The 14,293-nt window shown below is 45.0% G+C and carries 8 protein-coding genes; 7 read left to right on the top strand and 1 reads right to left on the bottom strand.

Annotation, left to right across the window (positions count from 1 at the left end; genetic code table 11):
- The 5 genes from ACQKC9_RS07255 (at nucleotide 1) to pgsA (ending at nucleotide 8,423) form a co-directional block, all read left to right on the top strand.
- Nucleotides 1-1,977, top strand: a complete 1,977-nt coding sequence (locus ACQKC9_RS07255; RefSeq protein ID WP_427621167.1) for an AMP-dependent synthetase/ligase — start codon at nucleotides 1-3, stop codon at nucleotides 1,975-1,977.
- Between the two features lie 121 nt (nucleotides 1,978-2,098).
- Nucleotides 2,099-3,337, top strand: coding sequence for an ABC transporter substrate-binding protein (locus tag ACQKC9_RS07250; RefSeq protein WP_427621166.1), 1,239 nt, complete (start codon nucleotides 2,099-2,101; stop codon nucleotides 3,335-3,337).
- A 410-nt stretch (nucleotides 3,338-3,747) separates the two neighbouring features.
- The gene (gene acs, locus ACQKC9_RS07245) at nucleotides 3,748-5,709 is read left to right on the top strand and encodes an acetate--CoA ligase (protein WP_427621164.1); all 1,962 of its coding nucleotides are present in this window, start codon (nucleotides 3,748-3,750) and stop codon (nucleotides 5,707-5,709) included.
- 270 nt (nucleotides 5,710-5,979) lie between these two features.
- On the top strand, nucleotides 5,980-7,173 hold the full coding sequence (locus ACQKC9_RS07240) for an NAD(P)/FAD-dependent oxidoreductase (RefSeq protein WP_427621163.1): 1,194 nt from the start codon (nucleotides 5,980-5,982) through the stop codon (nucleotides 7,171-7,173).
- 566 nt (nucleotides 7,174-7,739) lie between these two features.
- On the top strand, nucleotides 7,740-8,423 hold the full coding sequence (pgsA, locus tag ACQKC9_RS07235) for a CDP-diacylglycerol--glycerol-3-phosphate 3-phosphatidyltransferase (protein WP_057758088.1): 684 nt from the start codon (nucleotides 7,740-7,742) through the stop codon (nucleotides 8,421-8,423).
- A 102-nt stretch (nucleotides 8,424-8,525) separates the two neighbouring features.
- On the opposite strand, the gene ACQKC9_RS07230 is transcribed toward pgsA, so the two are convergent.
- The gene (locus ACQKC9_RS07230; RefSeq protein ID WP_057758090.1) at nucleotides 8,526-9,020 is read right to left on the bottom strand and encodes a pyridoxamine 5'-phosphate oxidase family protein; all 495 of its coding nucleotides are present in this window, start codon (nucleotides 9,018-9,020) and stop codon (nucleotides 8,526-8,528) included.
- A gap of 482 nt (nucleotides 9,021-9,502) precedes the next feature.
- Here ACQKC9_RS07230 and purL point away from each other — a divergent pair, with 482 nt between their 5' ends.
- Together purL and ACQKC9_RS07220 are read left to right on the top strand one after the other, a co-directional pair.
- The gene (gene purL / locus ACQKC9_RS07225; RefSeq protein WP_427621162.1) at nucleotides 9,503-13,525 is read left to right on the top strand and encodes a phosphoribosylformylglycinamidine synthase; all 4,023 of its coding nucleotides are present in this window, start codon (nucleotides 9,503-9,505) and stop codon (nucleotides 13,523-13,525) included.
- A 212-nt stretch (nucleotides 13,526-13,737) separates the two neighbouring features.
- A complete protein-coding gene (locus tag ACQKC9_RS07220) occupies nucleotides 13,738-14,136 on the top strand; it encodes an ACT domain-containing protein (RefSeq protein WP_427621161.1) in 399 nt (132 codons plus the stop codon).
- Nucleotides 14,137-14,293 lie beyond the last annotated feature (157 nt).

Raw genomic sequence — 14,293 nt, 5'->3', positions numbered from 1 at the left:
ATGACGACCTCCATTGATATTGATGTTAATACTGAAAACAATACCTCGCTTTCTCCTGCGGATGCGGCAGACATGAAAGTAACATCTGCTGCGCCAGTATCGTCTCGCGATAATTCTAAAAGTTATGATTACGATACGGGTCGAAAGATACACAACGCGCCTTTCGATCATGCACCTCAAATCTTAGAAGGGTGCGATACGTTGAGCAAACTTTGGCGACAGGTTTGCTTGAGCCGAGGTGACAGGATTGCTCATCGAGAAAAGAGCTTTGGTATCTGGCAGAGTTATAGTTGGCTAGACTATTATCATCATAGCTGCGATATCGGCATGGCACTCATCGAGCTTGGTCTGAGCAAAGGCGATACTGTTTCTATCTTAAGTGAAGACAATAAAGAATGGCTTTATTTTGATATGGGTGTCTGCGGCGTAGGCGGAATACCCAATGGTGTCTATACGACAGACAGTCCTGAGCAGCTTGCTTATATATTGAATGACAGCCATTCTAAATTTCTGATTGTAGAGAACGATGAGCAATTGCATAAGTTTTTAGAGATTCGTGAGCAGACACCTCATGTTAAAAAGGTAATTGTCCTTGACCGTAAAGGCTTGCGGAGTCTAGAGGATGATCAGGTTGTTTTCCTTGATGAGCTATATACGATTGGTCGAAGTGTCGATAACGCAAGAGAGCGTTTTAGTGATTATATTGATCAAGGTACGCCCAATGACATACGTACTTTAATCTATACTTCTGGTACGACAGGCAATCCAAAAGGTGCGATTTTAACGCACGCCAATGTCCTCTTTGAGCTCAAAACAAGCATAGATATCCTTCCTATATTGCCCACTGATGAGCAGCTCTGTTTTCTACCTTTATGTCATGTGCTTGAGCGTCTAACATCAGTAGATCTGCCTATCCATCGAGGCTGTATCGTTAACTTTGCCGAGAGTACAGAGACGGTATTTGAGAATATGAAAGAAGTCTCACCTGATACCTTTACCGCTGTGCCCAGACTGTGGGAAAAAATGTACGCCTCTATCAGTAACATGCGTAGCGACGCCAGTGCACTCAATGGCTGGGCATTTGATCAGGCTATAAAAGCAGGTCATGACTACGCTGATATTGTGATGGCAGGCAATACTCCTACGACAGGTCAACGACTGCGTTACGAGTTTTGGAACAGACTGGTACTATACAAAATTCGTGACCTTATAGGTATGAGCAATATTCGTCGTGCCACTACGGGTGCTGCGCCCATATCGCTAGATATTATCCGCTGGTTTCATGCGATAGGGGTGCCTATCTATGAAGGCTATGGCATGACCGAAAGTGCGGGCGTGATATCGGTCAATACGCCTGAAGCACAGATGGCTGGCAGTGTAGGCAAGGCACTACCAGACTCTGAAGTCCGTATCGCCGACAATGGAGAGATACTCGTAAAAGGTGCTAACGTGTTTGCAGGCTACTGGAACAAGCCAGAAAAAACCGCTGAAGACTTACGTGATGGCTGGCTACATACGGGTGATGTTGGTGAGATTAGAGACGGTTATATCTTTATCACGGGTCGTATCAAGGACATTATTATCACTGCAGGCGGCAAAAACGTCACACCAGCTGCGATTGAAAGCAAACTTAAATTCTCACCCTATATCTCAGATGCGGTCGTCATTGGTGATAAGCGGAAGTATCTAACTTGTCTGATCATGATAGATCAAGAAAACGTCGAAAAATATGCACAAGACAATCAAGTGATGTTTTCTGATTTTCGCTCGTTGTGTCACGCGCCAGAAGTCATCGCCTTGATAGATGACGTCGTACAGTCTGCTAACGAAACTCTAGCTCAGGTAGAAACCATAAAGCAATTCAGGCTTATAGATGTGCTGCTCAGTCCTGAAGATGATGAATTGACCGCGACGATGAAATTGAAAAGAAATTTGGTTGAGAAAAAGCATCATGCTCTCATCGACTCTATGTACTGATCTAGCTCTTTAACACAGTTCAGCTTAGTACCGTTCAGCTTTTTTGAAGTCGTCTCAACCTCGAAAGTATTAATCTCAAGAGCATTAAACTAACAGCGACTGAGTCGCAAGGAGAAAGGCAATGAAATGGACATTCAAGACCACGCTACTAGCACTCACAGTCGGTACGATGGGTCTAGTAGGGTGTAGTGATCCAGAAACGACCGCAGCGACGGGCACTGATACTGAGGCTGCTACCTCTACTTCTACAAGCGATATGCCAGTACAGGGCGTGACCGATACTGAGATTATCTTAGGCGGTGCGAATGATTTATCCGGTCCGTTTGCTGGATTTGGTAATCCTGCAGTCGCCGCAGCCAATATGTATTTTGATGAGGTAAATGCGGCAGGTGGCGTCAATGGACGAAAGATTCGCTATATCGTTGAGGACCATTCTTATCAAGTACCAAAGGCCGTACAGTCTGCGAATAAACTGGTCAGCCGTGATAAAGTGTTTGCCATGCTGATGTCGCTTGGTACACCGCACAACTTAGCGAGCTTTCCCATTATGGATCGTGCCAACGTTCCTAGTATCATGCCGCTCACTTTTGCGCGGGCTATGCAAGAAGAAGGAGATTTCAATCGTCGTTATACCGCTGGTAGTACCTATTATGATTCAATAAAGTTAGGTATGGAGTACCTTATTGCCGAAAACAAAGTTAGCAATTTATGTGTCATGTATATCCCATCAGACTATGGTGAAGAGACCAATGAGGCGGCTAAGGATATCAGCGATAACAATCCTAACGTCACTTTAGTTCAGTCCAGCTCACATCGTCCTGATGAAACAGACTTTGCTGGGGCAATGGCCAAGTTAAAAGACGCTAAATGTGAGCTTATTGCCTTATCTTTAACCATTCGCGGCGCTATTACAGCGGTAGGTACGGCAAATGCTATGGGCTGGAGTGACGTGAGATTTATCGCTCCTGTAACGGGTTTCCATCCTGCAGTTGCAGCGGCACCAGGCGGCGCAAGTGAAGGCCTATACTCTGTGTCTTACTATAATGATTTGGCATTAAGAGCCAATGAACCTGAGACTAAAGCTTGGGTTGAGAAGTTCGAAAAAGCCACAGGGGAGGAAGTATCAGCAGGTGCTATTCTTGGTTATCTTGCCGCTAAAGTAACCGTTGATGGTCTAACCGCAGCAGGTCCTGACTTAAATGCCGATACTTTCAACAAGGGTCTAGAGACCGTCAGCTTTGTCGATGGCGTCACAGGATCTACAGTTGCCATCACGCCTGAGAGCCATGTCGCAATCAATGATATTTACTTGTCGCAAGTACAAAATGGTCAATGGAAAACAGTAACGCAGCTTAAATAATACGTCCTAGGCGTTCAGTGAGGTTTCAATAGCAGCAAGCCATACATAAGTATGGCTTGTGTCGTTTATACGCTTTGGGCTTGGTAATAATTTTATATGTTAACTATTTTATGATTATTTATAAGTCCAAAACCCTTCTCAATACAAAGTAAGCCATGAGCTACAAACAATAGAAATTGACTAGAGTGCTGAGTTAGTTCCCTTATAGCAACTAGATTATTTGTGCCTAAACATACAGATGTACAGTGAAATTGTTATGTTTGGCTTTTGATGTCTTGCAACCGTCACGCTTATTTGTCAAACTAACGATGAGTGTCACACATTATGGAAGATGACTCTTATCGCTTACATGGGGCGCGTCATAGACGTTTATCCGTGTAAGTCATAATAATTAAAAGGGACCCAACACTATGACTCAGAAATCATTTCCTATCTCAGCCGAGTTTATGGCTGCTGCCAATACCACACCTGATAAGTACCTTACAGACTACCAGCAATCTATTGAATCAATCGAGGCAATTGATGCTTTTTGGGCGAAGCGTGCTGAGCTAATCGATTGGATAAAAAAACCAACCAAAGTCAGTAACGTCAATTATGACTTAGATGATTTTCGCATCAAATGGTTTGAAGATGGTGAGCTAAATATCTCAGTCAACTGTCTTGATCGTCACCTCGAAGAAAACCCATACAAGCCTGCTATCATCTGGGAAGGTGATCACCCTTCATTGCACAAAATCATTTCTTTTAAAGAGCTACATGAAGCTGTCTGCCGTTTGGGTAATTCATTGCGCAAGCTTGGCGTTGTAAAAGGTGATCGCGTCACCTTGTATATGCCGATGATACCGGAAGCCATGGTAGCGATGCTGGCATGTGCGCGTATCGGTGCGGTGCATTCAGTGGTGTTTGGTGGTTTTTCTGCCGAGAGTCTGGGCAATCGCTTGATAGATAGTCGCTCAAAAGTTGTTATTACCGCTGATGAGGGGTTACGCGGCGGTAAGCACACACCGCTCAAAGCCAATGTCGATCACGCACTCGATATGGATGGCACTGAGAGTGTCGAAAAAGTCATTGTCGTTCATCGTACAGGTAACTCTATACCGATGAGTGGCCGCCGTGATGTGTGGTATCACAATTTGGTCGATGGTCAATCAGAGATTTGCGAGCCTGAAGTCATGAATGCCGAAGACCCGCTATTCTTATTATATACCTCTGGCTCTACTGGTAAGCCAAAAGGTGTAGTGCATACTACAGGCGGCTATATCACCTATGCTATCTCAACGTTCCGTGATGTTTTTGATATCAAAGAAGATGACGTCTACTGGTGTACGGCAGATGTGGGCTGGATTACTGGCCACACGTATTCAACCTATGCACCACTGGCCAATGGCACGACAACGGTAATGTTCGAAGGTGTGCCAGAACATCCAACATGGGCACGTATTGGTCATATTATCGATAAGCATGACGTGACTATCCTATATACCGCCCCAACAGCCATTCGTGCGATGATGAAAGAGGGCGATGCCTTTGTTCGAGAGTCGGATCGTTCTAGTTTGCGTCTGCTAGGGTCGGTCGGTGAGCCGATCAACCCAGAAGCGTGGGACTGGTACTACAATGTCGTTGGTGATGGTAAATGTCCTATCGTCGATACATGGTGGCAGACCGAGACTGGTGGCATCTTGATGGCGCCAATACCAGGCACGGTCGATCTCAAACCAGGCGCGGCAATGACACCACTATACGGCGTCAAACCAGAAATCGTTGATAGCGATGGTGCGATTTTAGAAGGCCCCGCAGAAGGTAACTTGGTGATCAGTAGCGGTTGGCCAGGGCAAATGCGTACTATCTACAATGACCATCCACGTTTCTTAAAGACTTACTTTAGCGATTATCCAGGTCATTATTTCACGGGTGATGGCGCTCAACGTGATGAAGATGGGCATTACTGGATTACCGGTCGTGTCGACGATGTACTTAACGTGGCAGGGCATCGCTTGGGCACAGCAGAGATTGAAAGCGCTGTGGTTGCGCATCCTGCAACTGCTGAAGCTGCGATCGTCGGTATGCCGCATGAGATACGCGGTACAGGTATCTGTGCATTTATCATTCTAAAGTCAGGTGAAGAAAAAACTGACGATCTAAAAGCAGAACTAAAACGTCATGTGCGTGCCGAGATTGGACCAATTGCGACTTTAGATGCCATTTATATGGTTGATGCACTACCAAAAACGCGCTCGGGAAAAATCATGCGCCGTATCTTGCGTAACCTTGCAGCAGGGCAATATGTGGGACTGGGCGACCTATCTACGCTTGCCGATAGCTCAGTGATTAATGATTTGGTTGAAGAAGTCAAAGCGGGCCGCGGAGAGTAAGTTAGCTTGATAACGAACCTGTAGTGTTAAGGATGGTGACTCAATACTAGCCATTAATATTCATATATCAAAGTTAAATAAAAGCCATGTTATCGAGAATAGCGTGGCTTTTTTACGTAGACGATATTGATATTGAGTTACTTTGAAGGTTCAATAATACTAACAAGATAACATCGCTACCATTTCAATTGACGAGTCACTCGGTACTTACTAGGTTAGATACTTAATATAGTAGCGACTCATAAATACTTTATAAGGTCTACTGTCATCATGACTGATCATGCTTCGTGCTCAACTGCTCTATCTGACCCAAAAATAGCCATCATCGGTGGTGGCCTAACGGGATTGCTCTCAGCAACACTATTAGAGCGCGCGTCAAACCAATCAAGCTCGTCATCTAACACCCCACAAATCACTATCTTTGAAAAATCACGTAGTGTGGGCCGTTTAGCGACCCGCTATCGCAGCGATAGTAAAACTGATAAAAACTGGCAATGGTCATTCGGTGCGCAGTTTTTTACTGCGAAAACTACTGACTTTCAACAATTTATCGCGCCTTGGTTAGATACAGGGTTGCTACAGCCGTGGTGTGCTGAAGTGGTTGAGTTAACGCCTGCAAGTGACAATGAGCAGTCGCCTAATATCCAAAGCAAAGAGCAATGGGACGCGGTGCATGCACGCTATATCAGCACACCTAAAATGACCAGTTGGGGCCGTGAATTGGCCGCCGCGCTCAAGCATACGACCATAGTATTTAAGACCCGTGTCGCACCGCTCACTCAGTATTTGCACCGTCAAAACCCACAGCAGTCTCAGAACCAAACTTTTAATCAAAACAGCAAGCAAACTGAGCTATTCGACGAAACTGGCGCCAGTCTTGGATGGTTTGATTGGGTGGTCTGCACAGCGCCTAATGGTCAGGCGGTAAAGCTGATGGCGGATAGCGGCTTTGCTCAACAAGACAAAATTACTAAACCACAAATGCAAGCTTGCTATACGCTGATGCTTGGTTGGGATGATGTACAAAAGCTACCTGAGACATTAAATGGCCAACTTGCACCGCAATGGGATGTCGCTTATTTAAATAGCGCTATTCTTGATAGGGTATTTATTGAACATCAAAAACCTGCTCATGATGAGCTACTACCGAGTGTCACCATTCATGCACGTAATGACTGGTCAGAAGCCCACGTCGATGATGATATTGAGTTGGTAAAAGAACAACTAGTACAGGCGGCAAAACAAGCATTAAACTGGAAAGAAGACAGCGCACCTAGCCAGATAGATTGTCATCGTTGGCGCTATGCCGCGACTATCGTAAATAAGGATACTGAAGAGTTGGGCATCTTAATCGATGAAACCAAGCAACGGATCGTCAGTGGTGACTGGTGTGCAAAAGGTAATATAGAAAGCTGCTATCGAATGGCGCAGCAAACCGTTAAGGCAATCATGCAAACGCAGTAAGCGGAATATCCATACTCATTATTTTGCATCGTTTTACGATATCTGGGTTTAGCAAAACGTAAGCAAAAAAAGACCCACAGAGGAGGTACTGTGGGCTGAGGAAAACGGGTCATGTATTAGCTACACAGGCCGTGGTCAAGAGTTGTTGTAATTATTGGTGCTCTCTACTGTTATTTATAAGGGTAATAATTATCAATACAATAGGTGGAGATATTTACTTAGCTATTTATATTTACTGATTTAAGTGTACAAGTGTTCTGGTACAGTCGCTATGATAGCGCAATTGAGTGCTGTCTGGCTGTTTTGGTTACAGTATATTACGTTGTAAAAATCCAAAAGACGCAAAGATTGATATGAAGCACTGATATTTAGAGTAAGTAGCGGAGCTTTATGGTGAAATTATCAATAAAGGCTTTCAATAATTTCAATACCTTATGGCGATAGAAGGTCATCTAGTCGATATTGATACCTTTGATAACTCAATCGCTGCAGAGATGGCATGACGCCTTGTCCGAAAAATGCTAAGCTATCTGCCATTATTATGTTCATATTAAACTGGGTTTGCCATGACTGACAGCACGCATTTGCATACGCAGGAAGAACCGCCAAGTTCGCAAAATACCAAGAGTATTTTTAACTTGCCTAACAACCTTACGATTGCGCGTATCTTGATGATTCCGTTATTTGTCGCGATTGCTTATTGGCCGCCAGCCATGGGTATTGGTATGCCTGCGATTTCAGACAATGTCATTGCGCGCGTTGGGATGAGTGAGTTTAGCGATAGTTTGTTGCGCCATTTATTATTGACTGGCGTCTTTATTATTGCCGCGATTACCGATTGGCTCGATGGGTATTTTGCTCGTAAACTTAATGTCATGTCAGCCTTTGGTCGCTTTTTAGACCCTGTTGCTGATAAATTAATGGTAGCTGTAGCGCTCATCGTCCTTGTACAGTGGCATCCCAATATCATTATGGCGATAGCGGCTATCGTCATTATCTCGCGCGAAATCGCAGTATCAGCATTACGCGAATGGATGGCAGAGTTGGGCAAAAGCACTAGCGTCGCCGTATCTTATGTTGGCAAACTAAAGACCACGTTTCAGATGGTAGCGATTACCGTACTACTGCTTAACTGGCAGTCGCTTGAAACCATAGGTTATGTATTAATGGTCGCCGCTGTGATACTTACTTTATGGTCGATGATGATTTATCTAAAAGCTGCTTGGCCTTATTTAAAGCAAAGCGGATAAATCTATAAGACAAAAGTAATCAGCGTAAAACTTAGACAATAAAAAACGCCAGTCGCATTAGCCACTGGCGTTTTTGTTTTTACTGCTTATAAATCAGGCAGCTTATAGCGTCACTGAGTTGTTTTCGCCTAAGTTAGTCGCTTTCTTGCCATCCATTACTGCAGCAGTGGTCATCTTAAACATATTGACCACTGAGCTACCGCTTAACCAGTATTCGGCACCATGTGGGACGACTTTGATTAATTGGACATTTGGATCTTCTTTACCTTGCTCATAAAACGCATTGTAAATTGGCGACCATAGCTCGTCTAACTTCTCTTGGTCTTCGACCAATTCTGCTTTACCGTTAATTGAGACATAATCTTTTGAATCTTGACTGACATAGGCCAAGTTTACTTGTGGGTCTTTTTCGATATCTTTGATAGTTTCTGTAGTCTTATCACCGATGAACCAAATCTCTTTTGCGCCAATGCTCGTCTCGCTGGTGGTCATTGGGCAGGCATGTAAATGGCCTTCGTGAGTACGAGTGGTCATCATGGCAAATTTCACTTCTTTTACCAGCTCTTGTACTTTATCGATATGGTCTTGTCTACTCATAATATTTTTCCTTTTTTATAGTATTTTAATTGGATCTATATAGCGTTGTTTTAATTAGCCGAATTGAACAGTTGATTATTTATAGTAATTTTTCTTTAGGCTAGATACGTTTAACTATTAAATAAATTTAAAAGTTAAACGTCATCGTCGCCTTAACAACTGAGACTAGAATACCGAGTTGTCACCCTACATTTATATAGGTTCCCAGTAATGCGATGTGAGTGTTTGTAAGGAATATGAAGGTTAGGTAAAAATTGTGACAGCGTAGATCTGAGCGTTCTATTTTTTGATGGATAATTCAAAAATGGCTAGAGATTTAATTTTTTTGAACTATCGATTCGCAAATAGTAAGTCGCGATAGAACGCAACTTATCGGCAATTTATCTTGGTTTAGACCTGCTTATTACAGGTCTTCTTGTTATAATACCCAGACCATTTACTTAGCATGGCAGAGATGCCTTGATCTTACGGATTATGCCTTTATGATGACCATCGCCGGACAACCGTTTCTTACCGATTTTCAGACGCAGCAACTCATCAGTCAGTTTCAGCAAAAAACCGAGCTAAATGTCAGTCAAATAAGTACTCAGCAAGTGTATGTGCTATCACGAGAACTATCTGGTGATGAACATAAAAAAGCGCTAGATTTACTGGCGGTTGACCAGTCAGCAACGCTAAATGCGCCGCAAGACAACCAATTACAAGTCATCGTTGGGCCACGTTTTGGTACGATATCGCCATGGGCAAGTAAAGCGACAGATATCTTTAATAACTGTGAAATTGAGATCAATCGTGTTGAGCGTGTCGTCGTTTATACATTAACCCTCGATGAAAAAACAGACGGTGACGCAGGCGAAAAACTACCAGTAGACGCTGAGCAGTTATTGTTTGACCGTATGACTCAGAGCTTGGTTTATGATTTGAGCGATGTCAGCAAATTGTTTGACGATCAAGCGCCAGCCTCACTGAATCATATCGATGTGATCGGCGAAGGTAAGTCAGCGCTAGAGTCGGCCAATACAGAATTCGGCTTTGCGTTATCAAGTGAAGATATCGACTATCTAATGAATGCCTATGTCAATGAGCTAAAGCGTAATCCAACTGACGTTGAGCTGATGATGTTTGCACAGGCAAACTCAGAGCATTGCCGTCATAAGATCTTTAATGCTCAGTGGACAGTTGATGGTGAAGTGCAGCCAAAGTCACTGTTCCAAATGATTAAAAACACGTACCAGTCGAACCCACAAGGTATCTTGTCAGCGTATAAAGACAATGCTGCTGTGATGGCGGGGTCTGATGGTATGCGTTTTTATCCTATCCCAACTGACGCGATGGATGCCAACTCAATCCATCCTTACGACTTTCATCAAGAAAACATCGATATCTTAATGAAAGTTGAGACGCACAATCATCCAACGGCAATTGCCCCGTATTCGGGTGCGGCAACAGGTGCTGGCGGTGAGATTCGTGACGAAGGCGCGACTGGTCGTGGCGGTAAGCCAAAAGCTGGTCTAACAGGATTCCACGTGTCACATCTGCATATCCCAGAGCTTAGCGAAAAGTGGGAGCAGTCAGGTCAATTGAGCACGCAGGCTTATGGTACGCCAGATCGTATGGCAACCAGCCTTGAGATCATGACCGAAGCGCCATTAGGTTCAGCCAATTTCTCAAACGAGTTTGGTCGTCCAAATCTATGCGGTTACTTCCGTAGTTTTCAGCTAGATACCTCTGCGGCAAAAGACGGTAGCGAGATGCGCGGCTATCATAAGCCAATCATGCTGGCGGGTGGTTACGGCAATATCAAACGCAACCTTATTGAAAAAAATGCAATCAAAAAAGGCGATTTGCTCATCGTCCTTGGTGGCCCTGCAATGCAAATCGGTCTGGGCGGCGGTGCCGCATCGTCAGTCGATAGTGGTGACCTTGATGAAGGCTTAGACTTTGCTTCAGTTCAGCGCGATAACGCTGAGATGGAGCGTCGTTGCCAAGAAGTCCTTGATCGCTGCTGGGCACTAGCGGGTGATGATGTCGATGTAAGCAATAACAGTAAAGACGGCAACCCAATTGTCTCACTACATGATGTAGGGGCAGGTGGTCTGTCTAATGCGATGCCAGAACTGGTTAATGACCATGAAATGGGCGCGCATCTGAACTTGCGTAAGATTCCATCGTTAGAAGCTGGCATGTCGCCAATGGCCATCTGGTCAAACGAAGCGCAAGAGCGTTATGTGCTAGCGATTCGCCCAGAGAGCAAAGCTCAGTTCGATGCCATCTGTGCCCGTGAGCGCTGCCCATATGCTATCTTGGGCGAGGCGACGGATATCCGCCAGCTAATCGTTGATGATGAGCTATTGGACGAGCAACCAGTCGATATGCCGATGCAAGTACTGCTCGGCGGTACACCAAAAATGCAACGCAGCTTTGAGCGTACCGAGAGCACGTTACCAGCATTAGAGCTTGGTGACGTTAATCTAGCTGAATCAATCACCGATGTATTGCGTCACCCAACTGTCGCTAGCAAATCATTCTTGATTAGCATTGGTGACCGTTCTATCACGGGTATGGTCGTGCGTGATCAGTATGTGGGTCGCTATCAAGTGCCTGTATCAGATTGTGCGGTGACGGCTTCTGGCTTGGTGGCGCTAGATGGTCAGCCAATGACTGGCGAAGCCATGAGTGTCGGTGAGCGTACGCCTGTTGCGCTTATCAGTCCAAAAGCCTCTGCGCGTTTAGCAGTCGGTGAAGCGATTACTAACATCGCTGGTGCGCGTATCGCTCAGTTGTCTGATATCACTATGTCAGCGAACTGGATGGCCGCGTGTGGTGATGACGTAGAAGATGCTGCATTGTTTGACGCGGTACATGCCGTCGGTGAAGAGTTATGCCCAGCACTCGGTATCGCCATCCCAGTCGGTAAAGACTCGCTATCGATGCGTGCTAACTGGACTGACAACGACAACGACAACGACAATGGTGAAAACCAAGACAAGTCAGTTGTATCGCCAATGAGTCTGGTCGTGACTGCGTTTGCTCCTGTGGTTGACGTCGCAAAAACGCTAACCCCTGAGCTAATCAATGGTGACAGCGCGTTCTACCGCATTGACTTGTCAAAAGGCAAATTGCGTCTAGGCGGCTCAATTCTTGCGCAGACGCTTAGCCAATTAGGTAACGACTGCCCAGATTTAGCGCAGCCAAGTGATTTGGTCGACTTCTTTAACTTTATTCAAGCGGGTAACGCGCAAGGCGTCATCAGCGCTTATCACGATATCGGTGATGGTGGTCTATTAGCGACTATCGCAGAGATGCAGTTCACCAGCCGTCAGGGTATCAAGCTGTCATTAAATGATGATAACTTACTCGGTCAGCTGTTCAGTGAAGAGTTGGGTGCAGTCATCCAAGTATTGCCAGAAAACGTTGCTACTTTGATGGAGCTAGCAGATCAGCATAACGTGAGCGACATGCTAAGCCTCGTTGGACAAAGCTCTGAAGAAGACAGCTTACTAATCCAAACGCCAACGCTCATGGGTGATGACACTCTACGCTTTAGCCGTACTGAATTACAGCAAGCATGGACGCAGGTCAGCTATCAAATTGCACGTCGCCGTGATAACCCAGCGTGCGTACAGCAAGAGTATGACTTAATTAGCGACGCTAGCCATAAAGGCCTAATCGCTGCGCCAAACTTTGATTTAAACCAAAAAGTTGAAGAGCCATACTTGGCTAGTCGTGAGAATAAACCAAGAGTTGCTATCTTGCGTGAGCAAGGCGTCAATGGTCAGACAGAGATGGCAGCAGGCTTTACCCAAGCTGGCTTTGAAGCGGTCGATGTACACATGAGTGATCTACTTAGTGGCCGCATCAATCTACGTGACTTCGACGGTCTGGTCGCTTGTGGTGGCTTTAGTTATGGTGACGTACTCGGCGCTGGCTCAGGCTGGGCGAACTCTATCTTGTTCCATGACGAGCTACGCATGCAGTTTGTCCGCTTCTTTGCCCGTCCTGATACCTTCTCACTAGGTGTCTGTAACGGTTGTCAGATGATGGCTCAGTTAAAAGACCTCATCCCAGGTGCAGAAAACTTCCCACGTTTCGTCGCTAACAAATCGGCTCGTTTTGAAGCGCGTACGGTCAACGTAAAAGTCGAGCGTACCAAGTCGATCCTGTTCAAAGGTATGCAAGACAGCATCTTGCCAATCGCCGTGGCGCATGGTGAAGGTTACGCCACGCTAGACAACAACGAAATCGACGGTATGGCAAAACACGGTCAGCTCGCCATGCGTTATGTCGATAGCCAAGGTCATCCAACCGAGACCTATCCGCTCAATCCAAACGGCTCTCTCGGCGGTGTCACGGGTCTATGTAGCACCGACGGTCGCGTCACGATCATGATGCCGCATCCTGAGCGTAACCTAAAAGCCTATAACCACAGCTGGAAACCAGAAGAATGGGACGAGGACGGTGCGTGGATGCGTATGTTCCGTAACGCGCGCGCTTGGTTGCGTTAAGATATAGGGTAATTTGTTCTAAGATATAGTTTTAGACAGCTGTTTGTTAAATAAAAAGGTGGGCTTAGGCTCACCTTTTTTGTGTTTAAGAGTTGAGTGTTTGGAAATAAAGACTAGCGTTTATACCGTGCTTTCATGAGTACAGGTAATGACACCCATGCTAAAATCACGGTTAACAAAGACTCAAAATAAACAAAATAAGGAAGAATAAAATGTCAGGAATTATAGATATCAATGAGCTATTGAGTTCGATGCAGCCCGCGCTGGTTGATGAGTTATTCGTGTTTTGTACCGTCACAGGGCAGCTAGCAGAATACGTAAACTTAGCGCCAATAGCGACGTTTGTGGAGCCAGAAGGGCTGACTTTGGTGCTAACAAAAGACAAAGCTGATGAGGCAGGTTTACAGTATGAGGGCGTGTTTCGGCAAATCACTTTAACGGTGCATTCAAGCCTAGAAGCGGTAGGTCTAACCGCGGCAATAGCAACCAAACTGACCTCAAAAGGTATCAGTGCCAATGTGATTGCTGCCTATTATCATGACCATATATTTGTGTCGGATGATAAGGCGGAGCAGGCGCTATCTGCGTTAAAAGAGCTGAGTAATATATGACGTTTTTAAGAATGATCAGGCAAATAGTAAAAGAGAAGGTATGAGCTAATACATAGCTTTCATAACTAAAATAGTTAAAAAATTCCTCTAAAAATGAAAGCTAATATGTTTTTACCGAACTATGTATATTTCAAAATTTTTTAGCCTCAGCAATCAA

This window comes from Psychrobacter sp. NPDC078409, assembly GCF_050268505.1.
Lineage (GTDB): Bacteria > Pseudomonadota > Gammaproteobacteria > Pseudomonadales > Moraxellaceae > Psychrobacter.
The sequence above is the reverse complement of the archived record's forward strand: the minus strand, read 5'-3'. Positions and strand labels throughout refer to the sequence as shown.